This is a genomic window from Morganella sp. B601 (assembly GCF_051172335.1).
GTDB classification, from domain to species: Bacteria; Pseudomonadota; Gammaproteobacteria; order Enterobacterales; family Enterobacteriaceae; genus Morganella; species Morganella morganii.
The window spans coordinates 33,273-55,463 of record NZ_JBPIZE010000002.1; the positions used below are offsets into that span (position 1 = coordinate 33,273).

Here is a 22,191-nt window from a genome sequence, read left to right on the forward strand (position 1 = left end):
ATTTTATGAATGTTATCGCTGATTTTTTTCACAAAATCACATCTGACAGGAAATCTGTCATTTTGGTCATTTTTGAGGCAGACGCCCGGACATCCTATCTGTATTCACAGGCGTGTCCGGCAGGTATGATGATTGTTTCGCGTGCTGTACACTTGTCTGATGCTGTACCTGCATTGCGCCGGCATGAGAGAAAAATAAATCATACGGAGATTATCTGTGACCTGACCTGCGTTAAATGTGATTTCTCCTGTGGCACAATAACGGAGAGTTAAGGGATAACAGCCGCTGATGTCTGGTTTTTATCTTTGTAAGCTGTCACCGGGAAACAGAAGGTCTGGTATGAAAAAAGTGGTGGTTATATCCTGTTTGTTGTTTTCATCTGCGTCTTTTGCGGTCAGTTTTGATTGCAGCAAAGCACAGAGTAAAACAGAAAAACTGGTGTGCGATAGTCCGTCATTATCTCAGGCAGATGATGAATTATATGCAGATTATCTGCAGGCAAAAAAAATCACCGGAAACAGTGATGAGTTTAGAAAAACTGTCAGAGAAAACCGGAAACTGAGATTACAGAGTTGTGATACAGAAGCATGCCAGCTGGAATGGTATAAAAAATCATCGGTGTTGTTCCGGAATATTGCTGACAGTAAAAATCCGGCGTCAGCGCAGATATGCTATGAGGACGGGCAGCAGGTGACATTAACCGGTACGCTGAAACGTGTTGTATTTCCGGGGCCGCCAAATTATGAAAGCGTGGAAGAGGGCGATGAACCTGAACCGTATTGGGTTCTTTTTACCAAAGCACCATTAACCTGTATAAAAGACAGTCCGGACTGGGGCAGTAATGATCAGTTTCAGCTGATTGTAAGAGGTGATTTTTACAGCAAAAACCAGCGTTATCTTAATCAGCAGATCTCTGTTACCGGCGAAATATTTTATGCCGAAACCGGACATCACCATACACCGGTATTAATCGATGTGACGGCAATAAAAGGCGTGAAAGTTATTTCACCGTCAGATAACCACTAATTTTGTGTTTCACTGATAGTTACTCCGGATATTCACAAGGCTAATCTCTCTGTTATTTCCGGAGCAGATTAACGTCATCCGTAAAAGTACGGTATATATGCAGTAAAATTCCGGGGCTGGGCAGCGGGCGATCGGACGTAAATATAAAGTCCGTGAGGATGAAATCTGTAAACAGGTACAGAGTGCGGAAAGTTTTATTTTAGGTTGTCCGGGAATGCTGGCTGTGCAACCGGATATGGATATGCGGCGCAAAAGTCGTCGCAGGTTTCTTTCAGTTCAGTCAGTTCGTAAGCCATAACGTCTTTATTATCTTTAACGGCATGATAGCGGGATTTGAGTTTTACAATCAATGAATCCTGGACAACATCATTGTCATCAGGATCACGCTTTGCACAATAAGAATAAAACATCGCTTTTTGCAGCACAGAAACCGGTAATACATCGTAATGGCCGGATAAATACTGAATAACATATTCGCGGTATTTATCTGATGAAAGCAGTAAATATTCCATACACTGGGATTTAAAATAATCATTACTGATTACAGGCGATTCCATTATTCTTTTCCGGAAATCACAGGATAAATCAGGATTGCGTAAAGAAAGAGCATCCAAATAAAAACCCGCTTCTTCTGCACCCTCGTCTTCGCAGTCGCAGTTGATATATAACGGATTAATATAACCCTGTGTCAGGTACAGTGCTAAACCATCAGCCAGTTCCTGTGTTGATTTACTGTTGTAATCGTTATCCATGATGCCGGTTCCGGTTTTATGGTATATGGCGGATACCATTAATATACGGTTTCCTGACGGAAATTAAATCATTATTTATCTGTCATTATATCGCAGCACCGGAATACGGAGTGTTCAGCCCTGCCTGTGAGCTGGGCTTTTTTATGGCCGGACAGGAGGCAGATAGTATTCACGGGCACTGAGGTAAGAATGAATGATAAAGACATTGAATTAATTATTTATAACCAGCTGGTTACTGAGCTGAAAAATCACGGTATCACTAAGGGGGTTAAGGCCGGGCTCTTTCCTGAAAATCATATTTCCGGGGAGGATTTTATTGCCTTTTATCCCGCCGGTGCTATCCGGGGGGATTACAGACAGGCACCTTCTTTTGTTTTCCCGCCGGTGACTTCCTGCATCGTTAAGTGTTGCCATCTCTGACAGTCCTGCGGTACGCTTTCCCTGCAAATAACAAAAATATCAACACATCCTCTGTCAGATAAAAAGAGCACACAACATGAAAATGATCGGATTGATTGGCGGAATGAGCTGGGAAAGCTCGTATTAAGAAGATTGGTTTGCTGGGAACTGCATTTACTATGGAGCAGGATTTTTATAAAGGCCGGCTGACGGAAAAGTTTGGTCTGGATGTTATTATTCCGGATACAGCGGACAGAAAAATTGTTCATGATATTATCTATCAGGAACTGGTCTCCGGTATTATTAATGAAGCATCCCGTGAACAGTATAAAACGATTATTCGTAAAATGATTAATGAAGGTGCTGAAGGTATTATTCTGGGTTGTACGGAAATAATGCTGCTGATTTCTCAGAGTGATTGTGCAGTACCGGTGTTTGATACCACCGAAATTCATGCTCTGGCTGCAGTTGATTACGCTCTGGCTTAACATCCGTAATATGAATGCCCCCGCGGTTGCGGGGTTGTTCCGGATATATACATAGCTATATTTCATTCTTTTAATCACCTCATGCGTACCCAGTGAATCTGACTGCCGGTGAAAATATTCTGCCGGATAAAGAGACGGTAATATTTTTACCTGCCGCAAGGTACGGGGACAATCACGGCGGTAAAACGCTATAATCGGTGTTCAGTATATTGCAGATAAGGGTAATGTTTTTATGACTGACAATGACGATATGCGGGCGTATTCAGAATTCGATTTTGAAGCTATTGCGCACTGTAATCAAATCAGAGATATACTGATGGCGGCGCTGGAAAGGCGAAATAAAGAAATGCAGCACCTGCGGATAAAAACACAGAAAATTCAGCGGGAATTTCCCGGTGATTTGAAAAAGCTTCAGGCGCATATGCGGGAAATGAAAGATTCCAATAATAAAGTCATGACGCTGGTCAGAGAATATAATGTCTGGGCTGAACGGGCCGGGCAGGATAAGCTGGTACTGTAATGAGCCGGGTAACCTGCTGATATGACAGCGCAGATGCCGCCCGGCCTTTTATCCGGACATTCCGCTCCGGTGCCGGGGGCTTTTCTGTTGTTTACTGTAATGCCCTGTTTACGTATTACAGTGTATTTTTCTGCCTTCTTTCTGTTTTTTCTTCTTATTTTTTTCTGTCACCAAAAGCGGTTGCGGCAGAAACAATGCACAGCAATATATCAGGACGGAATTATCTTTTATCCGGTATTAAACTGCGGAATTTTTACCGTATGATTTATATGAGTAATACAGAAGATCGAAAAGTACTGCTGCAGCAAACACCGGATGAAATGATACTGCAATATGCAGAAAACCGGCTGGCATTGTTTAACAGCGCGATGGATAAAGATCCTTCCGGATTGCTTTGTTTCAGTTTCATTTACCCGGCAGAGCCGGATAACGGAGCTGTCATGACATTTTTACCCGCAAAAGAAACAGTGCCCGGTTTATCTCAGGCAGAAACTGACGCATTATATACCGGCATCTTTCTCCGGTTGCGCCATACCTATGGTGATTTGCTTGATGAAGAGGAAGCCGAAACCCTGGAAAAGGATGCCATACTGGCCTGTGAAATAAAATCAGCGCTGTATCAGGATATATTACAGCTCAGTCCGCGGGATGCTGCCGGGGTATTACGTTACATCTGGGGCAGGGACGGGATTTTCTGAGCGGTTACGGAGGAAATGATGCGTCATTATATTGCCGGAATATGTGCTGCTTTGCTGTCTGTCGCCATAATACCCGCCGGTTACGGTGCGGGATCGCTGAATCAGGCGGCTCAGCAGCTTGACAGGCTGGTGTTGTATGATCCGTCCTATGAAAAAATCGCTTATCTCGGCGGGGATGTTTCACCCCGGAAAGGGGTATGTTCGGATGTGGTGATCCGCAGTTACCGGAAAATAGGTATCGATCTGCAAAAAGAGGTACATGAAGATATCAAAACGGCGTTTTCTCTCTACCCGGGCCGTAAATTGTGGGGACAGACACGGCCGGATACAAATATTGATCACCGCCGGGTGCCCAATCTGATGGTTTTTTTCAGCCGGAAAGGGGAAACCAAACCGATCACACAAAACGCGGCGGATTATGTGGCCGGAGATATTGTGACCTGGCAGCTGGATAACGGTCGTCCGCATATCGGTATTGTGATCGGTAAAACCGCGCTGTTCAGCGGAAATACGCTGGTCATGCATAATATCGGCGGCGGGCAGGTCAGTGAGGATGTGCTGTTCAGCTGGAAAATTACCGGACATTACCGGTATAAAGCCGGGAAAGAATGAAAGAGCCGACGGTATGCCGGCTCCGGAAATTATTTTTTCACCTGGTGTCCGATAAGGCCGCCGATTGCTGCACCACCGACGGTTCCGAGTGCGCTGCCGTCGGTCAGGACTGCACCACCAACAGCACCGACACCGGCTCCGATAGCAGTATTCCGGTCACGTTTCGACATATTTGAACAACCGGCTACAGCAAGCAGCAGGACTGCAGATAAAGTCACTGTGCTTACTCTCTTAATATTCACTTTCATCTCATAAACTCCTGAACAATAGGCTTGTTACAACATAGACCTGTTCGGGAATCGTCTGTATCAGAATAATCGGGAAATACGTAACAATCCCGGTACATTATCGGATATCTGCTATACCGCCAATGCCTTAAACGACAGATGACAATATAAAATACCGTAAGTGGAGTTGATGGCATTACTGAGATGTTCAATCCGGTCATTATGCGCCGTGATTTCGGCCTCATCCGCAATAGCGGCATCCGCGACAGAAACAGCAGCGAAAGGATGTGTCGGCAGCAGCGTTTCTTCCGCATCGCACTGAATGTGCGCCGTGGTGATATGTTCTGCATATGATGACATCGGTTACCTCCGCAAATCAGAAGATACACCTTTTCATAGTAACCGGTTCATGTGTAAAAAACAGAGCATAAATAACAGTCAATTACTAATTTTGTTATTTTAAGACGACTATCAGAATAATGTACGGACAGATAAGATAAACGACGATTGGAATATATGCAGTGAGTTATTGCACAGCAGGGATCATAACAAAATGACCGCAACAGCATAGTCCCGGCGGAGAATGATCACCAGCCTGATGCATCAGTCATAACAGGAATGTAATAATTAATCACCCGGACTGCCGGTTTCGGGTTTTCCGGGTTTAATTCCGTGATGTTTTCCTGAAATATGTACTCTTCCGTATCAGGATGCTCCGGATGGCGGATAATATTCAGTTCCGGCAGAATATTATTATAGATATCATAAGTAATATCCTGAAAATCAATATCTGAAAAATCACCGGTAAAAATAATTTTTAAGTAATGGGCATGTCCGGGCGTATAAATAATATCCTGCGGCATCGTATTTTTCAGGCAGTGTGCTTCGGCCAGGGTGGCATAATACATTGAGAAAGTGTCCCCGGCAGATTTACTGACACCGTGTATGGCATAAACCGCCTCCGGTAAAGCGGTCAGCCGCTGTAAAAAAGGCTGCCAGTAATATTTGCGCAGCTTTGGCAGGTTCATATTCCAGGTATCCGATGCCGCCTGATACACATTCGAAGTCCCGGTCAGCACTTTTTCCGGCAGTGTCGTCATCTCAACCGAGGAGTGCAGCTTTCCGGCATAGCGTTTCGGCAGTACAAAGCCTCCCGGCTGCCAGCCGCTTTTTTTACGGTATCCTGACGGGGTAATACCAAAATGCTGTTTGAAAGCACGGCAGAATGTCTGTTGTGAATCAAAGCGGTATTTCATGGATAAATGCATCAGGTTGAGCGGCAGCAGGCGCAGGGCGATGGCCGCACAGGATAAACGCCGTGCACGGACATAATTTGCCAGGGTATAGCCGGTCTGTTGTTTGAAAATACGCTGAAAATGCCATTTGGAATATCCGGCTTTCCCGGCAACGGCCTCTAATGAAAGATCAGACTCAAGATTGTTTTCTATCCAGTTTAAAATTTCATCAACAACGCGTTCGTTAAACATAGCTTTTCCGTGTATTTCGCAGACTGAAGTATTATATCGGCACCGGTACTGAAAAACAGCTGATTTACAATAACAAGTAAATTTCCTGTTTTCACAGGGCGGGGCAAACATGGTTATAACTGTATAAATAAACGGTTAATTCTGCCTGTAATAAACATGGTTTTATCTGTCCGGCAATGTAAAATACCGCAGATATTATTAACGAGGTGGAAAATGAAAAAATTACTGGCAGTTATCGCGCTCTCTTTTGCACTTACCGCTTGTGGTGATGCAACACTGGATATGTCTTCTCAGCAGGCAGCGCAGGAATCCATTGCAAAAATGGAAAAAGATCTGAGCCCGGAGCAATCCCGTGAGCTGAAAGGTGCTATTACTAAAATCAGCTTCCAGGTCGCTTTTGCCAGCGGTGGCGATGAAGAAAAAATGATGGCGTTGCTGAAAGAAAAATTACAGGGTAAAACAGCAAAAGAAATTATTGAAATGGCAAAATAACCCTTTTCAGCCTGCCGGTATATCTGTTACCGGCAGGCTCTGTTTTACGGTTAACTATTTATGGCTGCATCGCGGTGGAATTTAAGACGTTCCCGGAACCAGGGGCGTAAACGTTCAGGGCGCTGCTGCCCGACTTCTCTGTCAATTCCCGGCAGTTTCATCTTATCCCGCATGACAAGGCTTTTTGTCAGGGACTCAATTTCGTCCTCTTCTTCCTGTGTTATTTTCGGCTTCTGCATATTCTCTGACATAGATCCTCCTTTTTCTGTCAGTCTGCTGTATTTTACGGCCGGGTGTGAGACCGTGCTTTTACTCAGGATTATTCTGCGGCATTATTCCCTGCGCAGATAATGATTTAATTGTTGCTTCAATCACACTATCCACAGAAATGGCTGACATTTCATGCTCTCCCTCATTTCGTAATAATTTTGAGGCGAACCCGGAAACAACCTCATGCAGTTCATAGTTCTGATAAGGGCCGGTAAATTGCGGATAAGTACTGACATGCAAGCTGATGCTGGGGATTTTTAACGCAAATGCCAGGTGCATGGTTCCGGTATCATTTGTGACCAGCAGGTCCAGGTTATTGATGACCTGAGTTAATTCTTCGATGGTGGTTTTGCCGATCAGCGGCTCAATCCGGTTGTGAAATTCAGGTTCAAGCAGGCTGAAAAATTCATCAGACAAATGAATTTCATTCGGTGCGCCGACCAGAACAATATTGAGGTCAGAGTAGCAGGTAAGCAAATAGCGTGTAAGTGCCACAAAGTTCGCTACCGGCCAGCGACGTTCTTCACTGGATGCGCCCATCTGAAAACCAACCCGTTTTACGGAGGATGGTACTTTTGTCACATCGCACGGAACATGCATCTCAACACTTTTATCAGTAAAGCGGCAGCCGAGCGGCGTAATCAGATCAAGGCGGGCCTGTACCGAATGCCGGTGACCATAGCCGCTGAAATTGGTCAGCCAGGGTTCAATAAGCGCACAAGGTGATGCCGAATGATTACAGCGAAAAACAAACGGTGCTCCGGTCATGACCGCGCTCAGATAATCATACGGGTTATGTGAGTGCATAATCAGAATCAGATCCGGCGTTCCGTGCGCTTTTAAATCTCTGACCAGTTTCAGTACAGTATGGACTTTGCTGTTCCAGCACACCACATCATCCCAGTCCTTGCCGATACCGGTGCGGATATAAGGTGCCATTTTATTGCCGGAAACAACGGTAATTCTGGCATCAGGAAAACGTTTTCTGACTTCATGAATCGCCGGGGTATTCATCAGAAAATCCCCGAGTGCCGTTGTCGAATAAATAACAATATTCCGGAAGTCGATAGTCTCCAGCTGTTTAAAGGCAGCGACGGAGTGCGAAAAATCACGGCGGCGCGTATAAAGCTGCAAGAATAAATTAACCAGTTTATGTTTAAGTTTTTTGGACATCGTATTTCCTGAAAAGCGACCAATTATCGTATAGCGTTAATTTAGCATATTCCGCCGGTTCATTTTCATGTTATTTCCGGCGGGTGGCGAGCCAGCATAATAAGGAACCACAGGTGACCATCAGTACCCCCTGCCAGAATGCAAAGGAGAGGGCGGTGCTGAGTAATAATGCGGAAAATGCGGTGGAAAGTACCGGGGTGAAATAAGAGAGTGTGCCTATCAGGGCAACATTACCTCGCAGTACTGCAATGGTCCAGAGTGCGTTTGCGGCACAGGACAGTGCCGCAGCGGCAATCAGAAAACCAACGGTGGAAACGGAAAACTCAGCGGGCAGTGTGATGCCGTTAAAGGCGGTTACCACCCACAGCATCAGGGCGGTGATGATAAAAAACAGGGTAATGCCGTTATTACCGTCCGCCAGCCTGCGGGACAAATTACTGTAGAAGGCCCAGATCACCGCACCGGCAAACGCCAGGCCGTAACTCAGCGGATTAAGTGCGACATTGGCGGCGACAGAACTGAGGGATAATCCGTTCTCTCCGCCAATCACCCGGCTGATACCGAGCACCGCCAGCACCAGGCCGGCTATCAGCGACAGGCGCAGACGCTGCCCGCCCATGAGTACAGCCAGCCCGACAGTCAGGGAAGGCCACAGGTAGTTCACCATACCCAGCTCAATTGCCTGCTGACGGTTCTGAGAAAAACCGAGCGCCAGAATAAAGCAGATCTCATAACTGACAAACAACAGCGTGCCCCAGATAAGATAGCGGCGCGGCCAGCGGCGGATGGCCGGAAATCCGGTCACCAGCAGTAACATCACTGACCCGAGGGTGTATATCAGCGCTGCACCGAAAGCAGGCCCGAAATCCTCACTGACCCGTTTGATTAATCCGACAATAGTGCTCCAGAACAGAATGGCCAGAACGCCGTAAAATGTGGCGGTGTGTGCGGACAGTTTTCCCATGAATATCGGCCTGTGATAAATAATTGACAATATATGCGTTAAACTAATAATGATTTCCCAGCATACCGTGATATGACCGCCGGGCAAAGGGAGAGATCCTCATGGCCGGACTGAAAAGGAGACTGACAATGGAAGCACAACAGATTCTGGATTTTTGGTTTAATGAAGCCACACCGGAACAATGGTTTAAGAAAGACACACAGTTTGATGACCTGATCCGCCGCCGTTTTCTTAAGGTATGGGAGCAGGCAGCTGCCGGAGAATGTTTCAGCTGGCGGGCACACATCGGCGGACGTCTGGCGGAGATCCTCGTGCTGGATCAGTTTTCCCGTAATCTCTGGCGTGGTGACGCGCGGTCATTTGCACAGGACCCGATGGCACTGGTGCTGGCGCAGGAAGCGGTGAAAACACCGGATTATCTGCAATTGCCTCCGGTTCAGCGCAAGTTTGTGCTGATGCCGTATATGCATTCAGAATCCGCACTGATCCATCAGCAGGCGGAACTGTTGTTTAAAGGGCTCGATGAGAGCACAGAGGATTTTGAGCGGCGGCACAAAGCGATCATTGACCGCTTCGGCCGTTACCCGCACCGCAATGAGATTCTGGGGCGGCACTCCACCCCGGAAGAGGCGGAGTTCCTGTTACAGCCCGGCTCGGCGTTCTGATTCACATTCACGGGCGAAATGGGCTGCAATACCGCGCATATCAAAGCCCGTTGGTGTCTGATGTACCCGCAGCCAGAATTGCGGCAGGATCGCGAACAGGTGATCAAAAATATCGGACTGGATTTGCTCATAGCTTATCCACGCCGTCACATTGGTGAAGGCGTAGATTTCCACCGGCAGCCCGTCCGGTGTGGGTGCCAGCTGGCGCACCATGGTGGTCATCTTCTTGTGAATATGCGGACTGGCTTTGATGTACGCCTCCGCATACGCACGGAATGTCCCGATATTGGTCAGCCGCCGCTGGTTGAGCAGGGTATCTCCGGGTTCCTGCGCATTGTATTCTGCGATTTCCTGTAATTTGGCATCGATATACCCGGCTATCAGGTTTGATTGCCGCAGCCGGCTGATCTCTTCATCGGTCAGAAAACGGATGCTGGTGGTATCCAGGTTCATACTGCGTTTGATGCGCCGTCCGCCGGATGCCGTCATTCCCTGCCAGTTTTTGAAGGAGTCGGAAATCAGGGCGTAAGTCGGGATAGTGGTAATGGTATTATCCCAGTTCTGCACTTTGACCGTCGTCAGCCCGATATCCGTCACAGCACCGTCCGCGCCGTATTTCGGCATCTCCAGCCAGTCCCCGACATTAAGCATGTCATTGACCGATAACTGAATACCGGCTACCAGTCCCATGATCGGGTCTTTAAAGACCAGCATCAGCACGGCGGTCATGGCACCGAGTCCGCTCAGTAAAATCAGCGGGGATTTTCCTATCAGCAGCGAAATAATCAGGATACTGAAGAGCACCGCGATAATCAGTTTCAGGCTCTGCATCACGCCGCGCAGCGGAAGGCGGCTCAGAGACGGGGTATGGCGGGAGAGGTTCTGAAGAATGTCCATCACGGAAAACAGCAGCAGCATGCCGAACAACAGACACCATGCCTGTGCGCCGGTCGTGAGGATCTCCTGTGCGGCAGAGCCGCGTCCCAGCCAGATCAGCGCCTGAATATTAAACACTATCCCCTGAATCAGAAAGGCAAACCGGTTAAACAGCCGGGTGCGGGTAATTAACGCGCCCCACGGACGCTGAGTACCACCGGTGCGGCGTTCAATATACGGCAGAAGGCCTTTGTGCAGGGTAAGATGCAGAATAACAGCGATAGCCAGAATAAGGACAATAACCCCGGTAATGGCCGCCCATGAGGCGTAGTCATTACTGAGTTCAAATTGTTGTTGCAGCCATAACCGCAGTTGTTGCTCCATAAAAAATGTCTCCTGTGACGTAGTTTTTACAGACTCCTTAGTGAGCAGCAAAATGTTAAAAATGGGATCACATTGAATACTGTACCATTTTTCAGGCACGGGTACTGAAAGGGTATGTAAAGATGCGGGAAAAGCGGAAAAAACAGAAAAAAGGGGGATGTGGCGCGGTAAATTATTTGCCCGCGCCACCGGATGCGGTTAATTATTCTTTTTCAGGACAGAGGCGGCGGCGATCAGACCAAAAGAGCTGAACAGCAGTTCAATACCGACCAGGGTCGCAATCAGGGTGACAGATACAATCGGGCCGTTACCGACCAGCAGGTAAGCGATAAACAGATCCAGCAGGCCGATGATAATGTTCAGCCAGCCGCGAGCCTGAGACATCTGACGCAGACCAGAACCCAGACGCAGGATCCCGCCGGCAATAAACAGAATGGCGAGCAGAATTGCGAGGCTGAGCATCCCGGTGAGCGGTTCGGTCAGGAACACATAACCCAGAAGGAGATAGGCGACCGCAACCAGAACGGAAAACAGCTTACTGCCGCCGCTGTAGAGCCGGCTGCTGAGTGTCACAAATAACATGGAGATCCCGTTTATCAGGAGAAGCCCCCCGATAATATAGCTGAGAGTCACACCGGATATCAGCGGATTCATCAGACAGGCCACACCACCGGCCAGCAGAAGAATGGCGATGATCCACAGGTAGCCCCGTTGTTTTTTCAGGGCATCGGCTGTCATATGAGTTAAATTCTGACGGTTAAAATCAAGCATGGTTTTTCCTTAGTAAGCCCGTTACAGCGGTATCAGAGCATGCAGGGCAGCCTGATACCGGATGCGGAATATACCCGAAATGATAAACTTCACTTTACATTATTTGCGATAAGTAAGCATTTGTGAATACCAAATGCGTAAAATCAGTGCTCAATAATCATGACTGCCGTGGTATCGGGCTCCAGCGCCTTAAAAATATGCGGGACATCGCCGGGGTAGGAAATATAGTCGCCGGGCAAAAGTGTGGCGGGCTCATCAAGGGTACCGACGACGGCACTGCCGGTCATCAGCAGGATATGTTCGGTAACCTGTGCCATATGCGGCTCAGACACGCGGTCTTTGCCGGGCTGGGCGGTGATGGTGTACAGGTCACGGCGGTTAACCGCAGAAGCGGAAGAGAGCAGAAAAGCGTGGTAATACGCATTCTCAGCACTGACCTGAATGCCTTCCCCGCGCCGCAGCACGGTTACCCGGCTTTTCGGGGTTTCAAACAGACTGGCAAACGGGATATTCAGCGCCACACAGAGCGACCACAGTGTTTCGATTCCCGGATTTCCCTGCGCCGATTCCAGCTGCGACAGTGTGGATTTTGCAATACCGGCACTGCGCGCGACATCAGCGATAGAACGTCCCTGGCGCTGACGCTCTTCGGTCAGCCTGACAGCCATGATCTGCAGGGGCGGGGTGATAGGTGAATCCATAAAATACACTCTCTGCTGGTTAACGGAAATAACCCGGAATTAACACTTGCGTAATTCAAGCCGTTCGACATAATGAACGTATCGTTCAATTTATAAGTCTATCGCAATGAAACTCGCTATTCCACTCGATAATGCCATGATCCGCAATATTTTGCTGGTTTGTGTGGCGGATTTAATTGTCGGCGTTTCCTACGGGGCGCTGGCGCATGCCAACGGTTTTCCGCTCTGGGTACCGCTGACATTGTCCCTGGTTGTGCTGGCAGGGGCGTCAGAGTTTCTGTTTATCGGCGTTGTGGCGGCCGGTGGCAGTCCGGTGTCTGCGGCGCTGGCCGGGTTGCTGGTGAATGCCCGTCATGTGCCGTTCAGCCTTGCGGTGCACGACCTTGCCGGTAAAGGCCCGAAAAAGCTGCTGGGTTTCCATATTCTTAATGATGAGAGTGTGGTGTTCGGTCTGGCGGAAAAACAGAAAGACAAACAGAAAGCCGCATTCTGGCTGTGCGGGCTGGGGATTTTTCTGTGCTGGCCGCTGGGGACGATCATCGGTGAGTTTCTCGGTACCTTTATTGTGGATACCAAAGCGCTGGGGCTGGATGCCATGTTCCCGGCGATTATCCTGGCATTGTGCCTGCCTGCACTGCGTGAGGCGAAAACACGCCGCGCTGCGCTGCTGGGAGCGGTGATTGCCCTGGCGGCAACGCCATTTTTACCGCCGGGGATCCCGGTGTTGTTATCACTGCTGGGGCTGGTGGTCAGCCTGAGGAGAGCGTAATGCCGGATACATTATCCATTCTGACGGGGATCGCGCTGCTGGCGGTCGGTACGTATGCCATGCGGGCGTCCGGGGCGCTGCTCAGCGGGCGTTTCTCGGTGTCGTCACACGTTAAAAATCTGCTTTCCACGGGGGCGATTGTCATTCTGTTTGCTGTGGCGGTAACGATGACGATTTTCAGCGGACAGGAATTATCAGACTGGCCGAAAATGGCCGGGGTGGCGGTTGCGGGAATACTGACGTGGTATAAAAAGCCGTTTCTGGTGATTGTGCTGGCTGCCGCGATTGTGACTGCGCTGCTGCGTTATCTGCTGTCGCTGTGGTAAACAGAGAGATCCGCGCAGTATCACTGCGCGGATAATAAAAGGTTATTGTGCCAGCCAGGCAGCAGATGTGGTGATAGCTGCCATCGGGCGGAGCATCTCCAGACTTATCTGGTGCAGCTCCGCTGTCGGTGCGGCACACAAATCCTCCGCTACCGAGACATAAAACCCGCTGTCGTGGGCATAACGCGCGGTACTCTGAATCGCCATCACCGTGCTGACACCGGCCAGAACAAGATGTTCAATCCCGGCTTTGCGCAGCCAGATCAGCAAATCATTTCCCGCAAAGGCACTGACGCCTTTCTTCACAAAACAGATATCCTCTTTCTGTACATCCGTACCGTCTGCCCAGTCACAACCGCTGCCGCTCAGTTTCAGGGCACCAATCTCTTTTGCCCGCTGAAACATCGGTGATCCGGCGGGGATATCATGCCAGTCATCCGCAAACCCGACCCGCACCCACACCACGGGAATATCCCGCTGCCGCGCCTGACGGGCGGTTTCCCGTGTGGCCGCAATCAGGTTACGGGCGGCAGTCTGCTCATGGCAGGCGTTGGAAAGCCCGTGTTTGCCGGTAATGTCATTAATAAGGTCGATAATAATCAGTGCCTGTTTCATCTGTCCCTCCTGTTCTGACTTTTTTCAGCATAGCCTTATGTTTCAGAACTGTCATGGGAAGCAGCGGAAATTTCACGGTTTTTTGCCGGAATGTGGATCACAAACCCGATACCGCGCTGCTGCAATCCGTCGGTGACGGAGAGATAACCGCCGATTTTTTCCGCCAGATTCTGTGCAATGGCAAGACCGAGACCGCTGCCGTTCTCACTGCAGCCCGGCACACGGAAAAAGCGCGAGAACAGGCGGTGCCTGTACTGCTCACTGATGCCGTTGCCGTTATCACGGATAATAATCTGTACTTCCTCCGGGTTGCCTGTGTCCAGTGAGACTTCTGCCTGACTGTCCGGCGGGCAGTATTTCACAGCATTATTCAGAATATTGTTGATGATGGAGAACAGTGCCTGTTTATCGCTGACAACAATGCAGCTTTCCGGGCCGTCGAAGGAAAACTCAATATTTTTGCGCAGGGCGTAGGGCACCAGCATGGCAATGGTATGACTCAGCGCCTGGGTCAGGTCGATCTCTTCCATTTTCAGCGGATAATCTTCCGTTTCCAGCCGGGCCAGATCAATCAGCTGCCGTGACAGTGATACCGCGCGATCCAGACTGATTTCCATATCAGCGGTTATTTCGTTGCGCTCCGCCGGGTCATCAATCTGTTTGAGCAGATGAATTTGTGCCAGTACGGCGGCAATCGGCGTACGCAGTTCATGAGCGGCATCTGCCATAAACTGTTTTTCCCGCAGATTGGCGGCATCCACCCGCTGCATCAGCTGGTTAATGGCATGCAGTACCGGACGCATTTCATTGTACTGATATTTCATGCTGATGGGTGTCAGGTTGCCGGGGTTACGGGTGGCGATACTGCGGGTGGTTTCACGCAGCGGGCGCAGGCTGAGATAGGTGGTGATAATCGTGGATGAGAGCATGGTGCCGAGAATAAACAGCAGCGGGACGGCGGTGCCGGTTGCCGGGTCGCCGATCAGCATATGACGGTCAGTGCCGGATTCCCCGATAACCGCGGTGCGCTGCATATCGGGGTCGGTATTATAAGCAAGATACCAGGTTTCGCCGTCCTCGGTGAAACGCTCGATTCCGTCCGGTTTCAGCGGAATATGAACATCCGGTTTATTACTGTACAGCACTTCACCTGTTGTACTGTGCAGAATGGCGACCAGCGGATCATAATTTTCCTCTTCCAGGCCGCTTTTCATCGCATTGGCGTACATACTCTCCAGGGCGCGGGCAATCTGCGGGAAGGTAGCGGAATCCGTGGGGGTTTCCCGCAGCGTGTCAGAGACACCACGGGCAATCACCATCTGCTGGGCATTAAAATCTTCACTTAAACCGGGCAGATAGGCGTATTTCAGCCAGGCGATCCAGACGCCCCACAGCAGGAGCATTGAGAAGGTCTGAAGGAGAACGGTATAAACAAAGAATGAGCGGATTCTCACTTATTCGCTGTCCTTTTTCAGCAGATAGCCGATTCCGCGGACGGTAATCACTTTCTCTTTACCGATTTTGCGGCGCAGATTATGGATATGCACTTCCAGGGAATTACTTTCGATTTTATCGTCCAGTCCGAATAAACGCTGCTCCAGCTCATGCTTGCGCACCACATTACCGGTATTGCGCATTAATTCATATAACAGCTGATACTCTTTGCCGGAGAGCAGTAATAACTCGTCATTCAGTGTCACCTGATGGTTCATCGGGTTAAGGGTGATATTATCCACTTTCCATAACTGTGAGGAAAAACCGGCAATACGGCGGGAAACCGCTTTAACGCGGGAAATTAATTCCGGCAGCTCAACCGGTTTGGAAATAAAGTCATCCGCCCCTGAATCGAGGGAATTGACCAGATGATCACGCTGATTACGGGCGGTCATAATAATAATCGGGATTTGTTCCCCGCTGTTGCGCCACTCCACCAGAGAGTCAAACCCGTCGCCGTCCGGTAACCCCAGATCCAGCAGCATCAGGTCAAAATGCTGTTCTGTCAGCCGCTTACGGGCATCGGCCAGTAAACGCAGCCAGCACACACGAAAACCGGCCAGTTCCAGTCCCCGGCACAGTGCTTTGCCTAATTGTAAATCGTCTTCGACTAATAGAATTTGCACGTTTCCTCTCTTTCTGTAAAAGCGGGCTCTCTGTAAAAGCGGATTGCAGTATAGCATTGACGATTACTGTGACAACGCAGGCAAATTATTGTGGCAACGGGGCTTAATGTACCCTTAATCAATCCCGCTTAATGTGATATCCGGTTTATAAAATCATCAATCAGGTGACCGGCATATTTTTCTGTCTGTTTTTGCAGGAAATAAAAATAAAAAATGGTGCCGAACAACACGGCGGCATAAATAAATACGGCCCAGATATAGGTCAGGCTGTAGTCCAGCAGGGTCAGGGATAAATAGCTGATGTCGATATTCAGTGACAGGGCATCAATAATCTTCTGTGAAAACAGCAGCAGGGAGAAGAGTAATACCGGCAGGGCGAGTAACCCGGTCAGCATATTCACCTTTTTGCGGCGTTTTGCCAGGGCGGGATAATCTTCATCGTGCATATAGGCGGCGATATCGGTGAGCTGATCGTCCAGATCGTCACGGCAGGCTACCGGCGCATTCTGTTTCTCTATTTGCTGATGCAAAAGACGTAAAAGCTGACTGTTATCGATGCTTTTTGCAAAAGCGGTAATAATTCCCATGCGGAACTCCTGAAAGTCTGTGTCGGCCGGCTATTATTTAACAATTTTACAGCCGGGTCATGCTGATTTATTAACATTACCTGAATTAAATCATAATCTGCGCTCTGCGGTACAATACAGATACGTTATAGCGGAAAACACTGTGTTATATATAACGGCAGAATACATTTATCTTTCAGGGATTATCATCCATGTTACGCATCACCGCACTACTGGAAAATACGAATACTGACCCGAAACTGGATTCTCACGCCGGTCTCAGCCTGTTGCTGGAGGACGGGGAAACTTCGTTGTTGTTTGACACGGGCGCGGATGATACTTATATCCGCAATGCACAGGCACTGGGGATTTCACTGGAAAATATTGATGCGGTGGTGTTGTCACACGGTCATTATGACCATTTCGGCGGATTAACCCGTACAGAACGGCATAATCTGCCGTCGGCGCTGAAGGTGATTGCACACCCGCATATTTTCGAGCCGCGCCGGGCCGCATTGTGGCTGGGCAGTTACCCGCTGAAATTCAGGCGGTTATCTCCGTTATTTTGTGAAGAAACACTACGCCGTGACTATCAGTTCGTGCTGACGGAAAAACCGTATGCCATCTCATCCCGCTTTCTGTTCGCCGGAGAAATAATGCAGCGGGCCGTGGTGCGCCGTTACGGGGTACTGCTCAGTAACGGGGAGGCGGACTATGTCCGTGACGACAGTTTTCTGATCTGGCACGGGGAGGAGGGGATTGTGATTATCACCGGATGCAGCCATTCAGGCATTGAGTCAGTGATACAGCATGCGCGTGCCCTGACAGATAATGCACCGGTGCAGGCGGTGGTCGGCGGGCTGCATCTGCGCCGGGCAACACCGGCAGCACTGCGCCGCGCACAGGAGGCTGTGGATCCGCAAACCCGGGTGTACGGCTGTCACTGTACCGGTGCCAGAGGGCGTCAGGCCCTGAATGCGGACGATTTTAATACCGGGCAGCAGCTGACATTCCGCTGAGTCTGCCCGGCGGGGTTATCAGCCGTGCGCTTCCAGGAAACGGACATATGCATCTGCCCATTTCTGCACAAACGCACCGGTTTTTTCACTGAATTTACCGTTTTCGCCGATCATGCCGTCATACCATTGCAGGTACATTTCCGGCTGATTGAGTGTCGGCATATTCAGAAATGCCAGCACATTGCGCAGATGCTGCTGTGCCATAGCGGTACCCATCGCCCCGGCGGAGGTACCGATCACGGCGGCCGGTTTGCTGTCCCAGCTGTTTTGTCCCCACGGACGGGAGCCCTGATCCAGTGCGTTTTTCAGCACACCGGGAATAGAACGGTTATACTCCGGCGTAACAAAAATCACGCCGTCAGCCTGTGAAATCTGCTGTTTGAATGCCAGCACCTCAGCAGGCGGCTGTGCATCACAGTCCTGATTATAGAGCGGCAGTGAGCCGATACTGACAAATTCGCACTGAATGTGTGCGGGGAAAAGAGAGACCAGAGCATGCGCCAGCTGACGGTTGTAACTCTGCTCACGCAGTGAACCGACAACAACAGCAACGCGGTACTGTTTCATTGTAACCTCCTGAACCGGTGAAAACCCGGTGATGAATAAGCAATAAAACAAATGAAAACGTTACTATCATAGTGCGGAATCGCGGAACAGAGAGCAAAATTTAGTAAATTTCTATGACATCACAACAAAAAAAGATCTCATCAGGAGCCGGAATGACTATCCCGCAAGCCCCGGAACGCCCGGTACAGTTCACTGCACATGGTGAAACCCGGACGGATAACTATTACTGGCTGCGGGATGATACCCGCAGTGATCCGCAGGTGATTCAGTATCTGACGGATGAAAACCGCTATACACAGCAGAAATTGCAGTCCGCAGAGCCGCTGCGCGAAGCGCTGTATGAGGAGATGGTCGCCCGCATGCCGCAGGCGGATGAATCCGCGCCATACAGTTACAACGGTTATGTTTACCGCACCCGGTTTGAGGCGGGCAAAGAGTATCCGCTGTATGAGCGGCGTAAAATAAACAGCAGCCAGTGGGAAGTGCTGGCGGACGGCAATGAACGGGCACAGGGGCTGGCCTATTATGAGCTGGTGTCTCTGGCGGTCAGTGCGGATAACCGCCGTATTGCGATTGCGGAGGATAAAGTCGGCCGCCGTGAATATCAGGTGGCTTACCGTGATCTGACCAATGACCACTGGCAGGAATCCGTACTGACAAAAGTGGCCGACGATCTGGTCTGGTCAGCCGACGGTTCGGTTCTGTTTTATGTCCGTCAGGATCCGCAGACATTGCTGCCGTTCGAGGTATATCGCCACCGTTTCGGCACAGATACCACACAGGATGAACTGGTATACCGCGAGGACGATGACCGTTTTTATACCGGGTTATCCCTATCATCCTCCCGTGAATGGATTTTTATCGGCTGCCACAGCCCGGTAACCTCCGAAGTTCAGCTTATCAATGCCAATGCACCGTTACAGCCGCCGGTCTGTTTCTCGCCGCGTCAGGACGGGCGTGAGTATCACGTCGATCATCTGGATGGTCAGTTTTATATCCGCTCTGACCATGAAAACGAACTGTTTGGCCTCTACCAGACGGAGGCGCCGGAAAATCCGTGGCAAACTCTGATTGCACCGCAGCCGGATACCGATCTGGAAGATTTCACGCTGTTCCGTGACTGGCTGGTATTACAGGAACGGCACGCCGCGCTGCCGCAGATCCGCATTATTCACCGGCAGAGCGGGAAAGAAACACAGGTTGCGTTTGATGATGGCGCTTACTGCGCGTGGCTCGGGCTGAATCCGGAGCCGGACAGTCAGTTGCTGCGCTACGGTTATACCTCGATGACCACACCGGCATCGGTGTATGAGCTGAATATGGTCAGCGGGGAACGGACACTGCTGAAACAGGCACAGGTAAACGGTTTTCAGCGGGATAATTATCACAGTGAACGAATTTGGATCACCGCCCGTGACGGCGTGCAGGTGCCGGTTTCGCTGGTCTGGCATAAAGATCACTATCAGCAGGGATTTAATCCTTTGCTGATTGAAGGTTATGGCGCGTATGGTGCCAGTATGGATCCGGATTTCGACACCAACCGGCTGAGCCTGCTGGATCGCGGTTTTGTTTATGCTCAGGCGCATATCCGCGGCGGTGGTGAGCTGGGTAAACGCTGGTACAATGCCGGAAAGATGCAGCATAAAATCAACAGTTTTAATGATTTTGTGGATGTGACACGCGAACTGATTGCCCGGCGTTATGGTGCTGAAAACCGGATCTACGCTACCGGCGGCAGTGCAGGCGGGTTGCTGATGGGGGCGGTGATTAATCAGGCACCGGAACTGTATCGCGGTATCGTGACACAGGTGCCGTTTGTGGATGCACTGACTACCATGTCGGATCCGTCCATTCCGCTGACCACCGGCGAATATGACGAGTGGGGCAACCCGGAAAATGAATCCGCTTACCGGGATATCCGTGCCTACAGCCCGTATGATAACATTGAGGCGAAAGCCTACCCGAATATGCTGGTGACCAGTGGCCTGCATGATTCTCAGGTCCAGTACTGGGAACCGGCAAAATGGGTGGCAAAACTGCGGAAACTGAAGACGGATGATAATCTGCTGCTCTATACCGATATGGAAGCGGGACACGGCGGTAAGTCAGGGCGGTTCAACTATTTGTGGGATGTGGCGCTCGGTTATGTGTTCCTGCTGATGGTGGATGAACAACAGGAATCGTGACACTGTCACTTAATGTGTGACAATGTCACCGGTAAACCTGATATTACTCAGCGGCTTTCCGTTTACGGGCAGCCGCTTTTTTGTGCACGGCGATAATTTCACTCTCCACACTGCCATCCTGTAACAGCGTGGTGATTTTTTGCCCGACTTTTACCTGATGGGTTTTGTTCAGCACTTCACCGCTGTCTGTCTGGCTGATACTGAAGCCCCGGCTGAGTGTTGCCAGCGGGCTGACACCCTCGAGGGTTGAGCAGAGACGGGCAAACCGTTCGCGCTGCTGACTGAGCTGTTCACGCATGGCAGAGGAGAGACGGTACTGCAACTGCTGAATATGGCGCTGCTGCTGTTGCAGTTGCGGGCGCGGATCCCGGCGCATCAGACGCTGCTCTGTCTGTGTCAGCTGACGGGACTTTTGAGTCAGCATAAGCTGTCCGGCCTGAATCAGCCGTTGTTCCAGGCGCTGAATCAGCTGTTGCTGGCGCGCCAGACGCAATTGCGGATGCTGCTGCTGTAACCGGTGATGTAACTGGCTGAACAACCGCTGTTTTCGGGCAATAAAATAATCCATCGCCATTTCCAGCCGTTGTTGTACTGACTGGATCTGCCGCAGGCGCTCTGTCAGGTCCCGGCTGACCAGTTCTGCCGCCGCAGACGGCGTTGGTGCCCGTAAATCCGCGACAAAATCGGCAATAGTGATATCCGTTTCATGGCCGACAGCACTGATCACTGGCAGGCGGCTGGCAAAAATCGCCCGCGCTACCCGCTCATCATTGAAACTCCACAAATCTTCCAGTGAACCGCCGCCGCGCCCGACAATCAGCACATCACACTCATTACGGCGGTTAGCGGTTTCAATTGCACGGACAATCTGTGCTGGTGCATCAGTACCCTGAACCTGAGCGGGGTAGATAATCACCGGCAGTGACGGGTCACGGCGGCGCAGAATATTCAGAATATCGTGAAGAGCGGCCCCGGTGGCGGATGTCACCACGCCCACACAGGTGGCAGGTACCGGCAGCGGTTTTTTCAGATGAGTATCAAACAGTCCTTCGGCTTTCAGTTTCTCTTTCAGCAGCTCAAACTGCTGCTGAAGCAGACCTTCACCGGCAGGTTGCATGGATTCAACAATCAGCTGATAATCCCCGCGCGGTTCATACAGCGTGATCGCGGCACGTACCAGCACCTGCTGCCCGTTCTGCGGCGCAAATGTCACACGGCTGTTGTTGCCGCGGAACATAGCTGCCCGCACCTGGGATTTTTCATCTTTCAGGGTAAAATACCAGTGACCGGAAGACGGACGCGAAAAGTTGGAGATCTCCGCGCTGATCCAAATCCGGCCCATTTCCAGCTCGAGTAACTGCCGGACAGTCGTATTTAACCGGGTAACAGTAAAAATTGCGGTATTTTCAGGTAGCAACATGTGAGCCAGATCAAATAATAAAACAAGGACTTAATTGTCCGATACTACCGCCTTCTGACAGATTAGCAACGAATTTTTGAAAAAAAGGCTAGGCGCAA

Annotated in this window: 27 protein-coding genes and 1 pseudogene; 12 read left to right on the forward strand and 16 right to left on the reverse strand. The window is 50.1% G+C overall.

The window, feature by feature from the left end; translation table 11 throughout:
* Positions 1 to 339 precede the first annotated feature (339 nt).
* Positions 340 to 1,026: a DUF4431 domain-containing protein gene (locus tag ACSBQN_RS04790; protein ID WP_036406738.1), complete on the forward strand. Its 687-nt coding sequence runs from the start codon at positions 340 to 342 to the stop codon at positions 1,024 to 1,026.
* Between the two features lie 194 nt (positions 1,027 to 1,220).
* On the opposite strand, the gene ACSBQN_RS04795 is transcribed toward ACSBQN_RS04790, so the two are convergent.
* The gene (locus tag ACSBQN_RS04795) at positions 1,221 to 1,778 is read right to left on the reverse strand and encodes a hypothetical protein (protein WP_354632813.1); all 558 of its coding nucleotides are present in this window, start codon (positions 1,776 to 1,778) and stop codon (positions 1,221 to 1,223) included.
* 189 nt (positions 1,779 to 1,967) lie between these two features.
* On the opposite strand from ACSBQN_RS04795, the gene ACSBQN_RS04800 reads away from it, so the two are divergent.
* The 5 genes and pseudogenes from ACSBQN_RS04800 (at position 1,968) to ACSBQN_RS04820 (ending at position 4,495) form a co-directional block, all read left to right on the forward strand.
* Positions 1,968 to 2,198 (forward strand): hypothetical protein, encoded by a 231-nt coding sequence (locus tag ACSBQN_RS04800; protein ID WP_036406735.1) that lies wholly within the window; start codon positions 1,968 to 1,970, stop codon positions 2,196 to 2,198.
* Between the two features lie 122 nt (positions 2,199 to 2,320).
* Positions 2,321 to 2,665: pseudogene (locus ACSBQN_RS04805) on the forward strand (aspartate/glutamate racemase family protein); the annotation flags it as partial.
* Between the two features lie 232 nt (positions 2,666 to 2,897).
* Entirely contained in the window at positions 2,898 to 3,185 is a 288-nt protein-coding gene (locus ACSBQN_RS04810) for a hypothetical protein (protein ID WP_318668017.1), read from the forward strand.
* Between the two features lie 269 nt (positions 3,186 to 3,454).
* On the forward strand, positions 3,455 to 3,883 hold the full coding sequence (locus ACSBQN_RS04815; protein ID WP_250326652.1) for a hypothetical protein: 429 nt from the start codon (positions 3,455 to 3,457) through the stop codon (positions 3,881 to 3,883).
* Positions 3,884 to 3,898: 15 nt separating this feature from the next.
* A complete protein-coding gene (locus tag ACSBQN_RS04820; RefSeq protein ID WP_354632812.1) occupies positions 3,899 to 4,495 on the forward strand; it encodes a DUF1287 domain-containing protein in 597 nt (198 codons plus the stop codon).
* Positions 4,496 to 4,524: 29 nt separating this feature from the next.
* Here ACSBQN_RS04820 and osmB read toward each other — a convergent pair whose 3' ends face one another.
* The 3 genes from osmB to ACSBQN_RS04835 all read right to left on the reverse strand — a co-directional run bounded on the left by osmB (position 4,525) and on the right by ACSBQN_RS04835 (position 6,209).
* The gene (osmB, locus tag ACSBQN_RS04825; RefSeq protein ID WP_024473788.1) at positions 4,525 to 4,743 is read right to left on the reverse strand and encodes an osmotically-inducible lipoprotein OsmB; all 219 of its coding nucleotides are present in this window, start codon (positions 4,741 to 4,743) and stop codon (positions 4,525 to 4,527) included.
* 111 nt (positions 4,744 to 4,854) lie between these two features.
* Complete coding sequence (locus tag ACSBQN_RS04830) at positions 4,855 to 5,082, reverse strand: hypothetical protein (protein WP_036406726.1); 228 nt, start codon at positions 5,080 to 5,082, stop codon at positions 4,855 to 4,857.
* 227 nt (positions 5,083 to 5,309) lie between these two features.
* Positions 5,310 to 6,209, reverse strand: a complete 900-nt coding sequence (locus tag ACSBQN_RS04835; RefSeq protein ID WP_152696469.1) for a helix-turn-helix domain-containing protein — start codon at positions 6,207 to 6,209, stop codon at positions 5,310 to 5,312.
* Positions 6,210 to 6,422: 213 nt separating this feature from the next.
* Here ACSBQN_RS04835 and ACSBQN_RS04840 point away from each other — a divergent pair, with 213 nt between their 5' ends.
* On the forward strand, positions 6,423 to 6,701 hold the full coding sequence (locus ACSBQN_RS04840; protein WP_004237422.1) for a DUF6694 family lipoprotein: 279 nt from the start codon (positions 6,423 to 6,425) through the stop codon (positions 6,699 to 6,701).
* A gap of 50 nt (positions 6,702 to 6,751) precedes the next feature.
* Here the strand turns inward: ACSBQN_RS04840 and ACSBQN_RS04845 are convergent, their stop codons facing one another.
* The 3 genes from ACSBQN_RS04845 to yddG all read right to left on the reverse strand — a co-directional run bounded on the left by ACSBQN_RS04845 (position 6,752) and on the right by yddG (position 9,108).
* Positions 6,752 to 6,952 carry a DNA polymerase III subunit theta gene (locus ACSBQN_RS04845; RefSeq protein WP_354632810.1) on the reverse strand — a complete coding sequence of 67 codons (201 nt, stop codon included), beginning with the start codon at positions 6,950 to 6,952 and terminating at the stop codon, positions 6,752 to 6,754.
* Between the two features lie 58 nt (positions 6,953 to 7,010).
* A complete protein-coding gene (locus ACSBQN_RS04850; protein ID WP_024475139.1) occupies positions 7,011 to 8,144 on the reverse strand; it encodes a glycosyltransferase family 9 protein in 1,134 nt (377 codons plus the stop codon).
* A 70-nt stretch (positions 8,145 to 8,214) separates the two neighbouring features.
* On the reverse strand, positions 8,215 to 9,108 hold the full coding sequence (yddG, locus tag ACSBQN_RS04855) for an aromatic amino acid DMT transporter YddG (RefSeq protein WP_024475138.1): 894 nt from the start codon (positions 9,106 to 9,108) through the stop codon (positions 8,215 to 8,217).
* Between the two features lie 128 nt (positions 9,109 to 9,236).
* Here yddG and ACSBQN_RS04860 point away from each other — a divergent pair, with 128 nt between their 5' ends.
* Positions 9,237 to 9,773, forward strand: coding sequence for a DUF924 family protein (locus ACSBQN_RS04860; RefSeq protein WP_024475137.1), 537 nt, complete (start codon positions 9,237 to 9,239; stop codon positions 9,771 to 9,773).
* Here ACSBQN_RS04860 and ACSBQN_RS04865 read toward each other — a convergent pair.
* The 3 genes from ACSBQN_RS04865 to ACSBQN_RS04875 all read right to left on the reverse strand — a co-directional run bounded on the left by ACSBQN_RS04865 (position 9,750) and on the right by ACSBQN_RS04875 (position 12,505).
* Positions 9,750 to 11,033 (reverse strand): mechanosensitive ion channel family protein, encoded by a 1,284-nt coding sequence (locus ACSBQN_RS04865; protein ID WP_036410213.1) that lies wholly within the window; start codon positions 11,031 to 11,033, stop codon positions 9,750 to 9,752. The two genes, ACSBQN_RS04860 and ACSBQN_RS04865, sit on opposite strands and share 24 nt — an antisense overlap.
* Positions 11,034 to 11,231: 198 nt before the next feature.
* Positions 11,232 to 11,804, reverse strand: a complete 573-nt coding sequence (locus ACSBQN_RS04870) for an HdeD family acid-resistance protein (RefSeq protein WP_024475135.1) — start codon at positions 11,802 to 11,804, stop codon at positions 11,232 to 11,234.
* Positions 11,805 to 11,947: 143 nt separating this feature from the next.
* Positions 11,948 to 12,505 carry a helix-turn-helix domain-containing protein gene (locus tag ACSBQN_RS04875; RefSeq protein ID WP_015422664.1) on the reverse strand — a complete coding sequence of 186 codons (558 nt, stop codon included), beginning with the start codon at positions 12,503 to 12,505 and terminating at the stop codon, positions 11,948 to 11,950.
* A gap of 106 nt (positions 12,506 to 12,611) precedes the next feature.
* Here ACSBQN_RS04875 and ACSBQN_RS04880 point away from each other — a divergent pair, with 106 nt between their 5' ends.
* Together ACSBQN_RS04880 and ACSBQN_RS04885 are read left to right on the forward strand one after the other, a co-directional pair.
* Positions 12,612 to 13,274: an AzlC family ABC transporter permease gene (locus ACSBQN_RS04880; RefSeq protein ID WP_004237414.1), complete on the forward strand. Its 663-nt coding sequence runs from the start codon at positions 12,612 to 12,614 to the stop codon at positions 13,272 to 13,274.
* Complete coding sequence (locus ACSBQN_RS04885; protein ID WP_004237413.1) at positions 13,274 to 13,600, forward strand: AzlD domain-containing protein; 327 nt, start codon at positions 13,274 to 13,276, stop codon at positions 13,598 to 13,600. The genes ACSBQN_RS04880 and ACSBQN_RS04885 overlap by 1 nt, the downstream gene beginning before the upstream one ends.
* 42 nt (positions 13,601 to 13,642) lie before the next feature.
* Here ACSBQN_RS04885 and ACSBQN_RS04890 read toward each other — a convergent pair whose 3' ends face one another.
* The 4 genes from ACSBQN_RS04890 to ACSBQN_RS04905 form a co-directional block, all read right to left on the reverse strand.
* Positions 13,643 to 14,215 (reverse strand): cysteine hydrolase family protein, encoded by a 573-nt coding sequence (locus ACSBQN_RS04890; protein ID WP_024475134.1) that lies wholly within the window; start codon positions 14,213 to 14,215, stop codon positions 13,643 to 13,645.
* A 35-nt stretch (positions 14,216 to 14,250) separates the two neighbouring features.
* Entirely contained in the window at positions 14,251 to 15,669 is a 1,419-nt protein-coding gene (locus tag ACSBQN_RS04895) for an ATP-binding protein (RefSeq protein WP_036410209.1), read from the reverse strand.
* Entirely contained in the window at positions 15,670 to 16,335 is a 666-nt protein-coding gene (locus ACSBQN_RS04900) for a response regulator (RefSeq protein WP_004239617.1), read from the reverse strand. It abuts the gene before it with no gap.
* A gap of 128 nt (positions 16,336 to 16,463) precedes the next feature.
* Positions 16,464 to 16,922 (reverse strand): DUF6097 family protein, encoded by a 459-nt coding sequence (locus tag ACSBQN_RS04905; RefSeq protein ID WP_024475132.1) that lies wholly within the window; start codon positions 16,920 to 16,922, stop codon positions 16,464 to 16,466.
* 191 nt (positions 16,923 to 17,113) lie between these two features.
* On the opposite strand from ACSBQN_RS04905, the gene ACSBQN_RS04910 reads away from it, so the two are divergent.
* The gene (locus ACSBQN_RS04910) at positions 17,114 to 17,920 is read left to right on the forward strand and encodes an MBL fold metallo-hydrolase (protein WP_024475131.1); all 807 of its coding nucleotides are present in this window, start codon (positions 17,114 to 17,116) and stop codon (positions 17,918 to 17,920) included.
* Between the two features lie 18 nt (positions 17,921 to 17,938).
* On the opposite strand, the gene ACSBQN_RS04915 is transcribed toward ACSBQN_RS04910, so the two are convergent.
* Positions 17,939 to 18,487 (reverse strand): NADPH-dependent FMN reductase, encoded by a 549-nt coding sequence (locus ACSBQN_RS04915; RefSeq protein ID WP_024475130.1) that lies wholly within the window; start codon positions 18,485 to 18,487, stop codon positions 17,939 to 17,941.
* Positions 18,488 to 18,639: 152 nt separating this feature from the next.
* Here ACSBQN_RS04915 and ACSBQN_RS04920 point away from each other — a divergent pair, with 152 nt between their 5' ends.
* Positions 18,640 to 20,673, forward strand: a complete 2,034-nt coding sequence (locus ACSBQN_RS04920; protein WP_354632808.1) for a S9 family peptidase — start codon at positions 18,640 to 18,642, stop codon at positions 20,671 to 20,673.
* A 43-nt stretch (positions 20,674 to 20,716) separates the two neighbouring features.
* On the opposite strand, the gene xseA is transcribed toward ACSBQN_RS04920, so the two are convergent.
* Positions 20,717 to 22,093 (reverse strand): exodeoxyribonuclease VII large subunit, encoded by a 1,377-nt coding sequence (xseA, locus tag ACSBQN_RS04925; protein WP_004239610.1) that lies wholly within the window; start codon positions 22,091 to 22,093, stop codon positions 20,717 to 20,719.
* Positions 22,094 to 22,191: the final 98 nt, after the last annotated feature.

Excerpts from the sequence above, each read along its gene's own strand:
- ACSBQN_RS04790 (WP_036406738.1), top strand. The coding sequence starts at position 340 with ATGAAAAAAGTGGTGGTTATATCCTGTTTGTTGTTTTCATCTGCGTCT.
- ACSBQN_RS04795 (WP_354632813.1), bottom strand. The coding sequence starts at position 1,778 with ATGGATAACGATTACAACAGTAAATCAACACAGGAACTGGCTGATGGT.
- ACSBQN_RS04800 (WP_036406735.1), top strand. The coding sequence starts at position 1,968 with ATGAATGATAAAGACATTGAATTAATTATTTATAACCAGCTGGTTACT.
- ACSBQN_RS04810 (WP_318668017.1), top strand. The coding sequence starts at position 2,898 with ATGACTGACAATGACGATATGCGGGCGTATTCAGAATTCGATTTTGAA.
- ACSBQN_RS04815 (WP_250326652.1), top strand. The coding sequence starts at position 3,455 with ATGAGTAATACAGAAGATCGAAAAGTACTGCTGCAGCAAACACCGGAT.
- ACSBQN_RS04820 (WP_354632812.1), top strand. The coding sequence starts at position 3,899 with ATGATGCGTCATTATATTGCCGGAATATGTGCTGCTTTGCTGTCTGTC.
- osmB (WP_024473788.1), bottom strand. The coding sequence starts at position 4,743 with ATGAAAGTGAATATTAAGAGAGTAAGCACAGTGACTTTATCTGCAGTC.
- ACSBQN_RS04830 (WP_036406726.1), bottom strand. The coding sequence starts at position 5,082 with ATGTCATCATATGCAGAACATATCACCACGGCGCACATTCAGTGCGAT.
- ACSBQN_RS04835 (WP_152696469.1), bottom strand. The coding sequence starts at position 6,209 with ATGTTTAACGAACGCGTTGTTGATGAAATTTTAAACTGGATAGAAAAC.
- ACSBQN_RS04840 (WP_004237422.1), top strand. The coding sequence starts at position 6,423 with ATGAAAAAATTACTGGCAGTTATCGCGCTCTCTTTTGCACTTACCGCT.
- ACSBQN_RS04845 (WP_354632810.1), bottom strand. The coding sequence starts at position 6,952 with ATGTCAGAGAATATGCAGAAGCCGAAAATAACACAGGAAGAAGAGGAC.
- ACSBQN_RS04850 (WP_024475139.1), bottom strand. The coding sequence starts at position 8,144 with ATGTCCAAAAAACTTAAACATAAACTGGTTAATTTATTCTTGCAGCTT.
- yddG (WP_024475138.1), bottom strand. The coding sequence starts at position 9,108 with ATGGGAAAACTGTCCGCACACACCGCCACATTTTACGGCGTTCTGGCC.
- ACSBQN_RS04860 (WP_024475137.1), top strand. The coding sequence starts at position 9,237 with ATGGAAGCACAACAGATTCTGGATTTTTGGTTTAATGAAGCCACACCG.
- ACSBQN_RS04865 (WP_036410213.1), bottom strand. The coding sequence starts at position 11,033 with ATGGAGCAACAACTGCGGTTATGGCTGCAACAACAATTTGAACTCAGT.
- ACSBQN_RS04870 (WP_024475135.1), bottom strand. The coding sequence starts at position 11,804 with ATGCTTGATTTTAACCGTCAGAATTTAACTCATATGACAGCCGATGCC.
- ACSBQN_RS04875 (WP_015422664.1), bottom strand. The coding sequence starts at position 12,505 with ATGGATTCACCTATCACCCCGCCCCTGCAGATCATGGCTGTCAGGCTG.
- ACSBQN_RS04880 (WP_004237414.1), top strand. The coding sequence starts at position 12,612 with ATGAAACTCGCTATTCCACTCGATAATGCCATGATCCGCAATATTTTG.
- ACSBQN_RS04885 (WP_004237413.1), top strand. The coding sequence starts at position 13,274 with ATGCCGGATACATTATCCATTCTGACGGGGATCGCGCTGCTGGCGGTC.
- ACSBQN_RS04890 (WP_024475134.1), bottom strand. The coding sequence starts at position 14,215 with ATGAAACAGGCACTGATTATTATCGACCTTATTAATGACATTACCGGC.
- ACSBQN_RS04905 (WP_024475132.1), bottom strand. The coding sequence starts at position 16,922 with ATGGGAATTATTACCGCTTTTGCAAAAAGCATCGATAACAGTCAGCTT.
- ACSBQN_RS04910 (WP_024475131.1), top strand. The coding sequence starts at position 17,114 with ATGTTACGCATCACCGCACTACTGGAAAATACGAATACTGACCCGAAA.
- ACSBQN_RS04915 (WP_024475130.1), bottom strand. The coding sequence starts at position 18,487 with ATGAAACAGTACCGCGTTGCTGTTGTTGTCGGTTCACTGCGTGAGCAG.
- ACSBQN_RS04920 (WP_354632808.1), top strand. The coding sequence starts at position 18,640 with ATGACTATCCCGCAAGCCCCGGAACGCCCGGTACAGTTCACTGCACAT.
- xseA (WP_004239610.1), bottom strand. The coding sequence starts at position 22,093 with ATGTTGCTACCTGAAAATACCGCAATTTTTACTGTTACCCGGTTAAAT.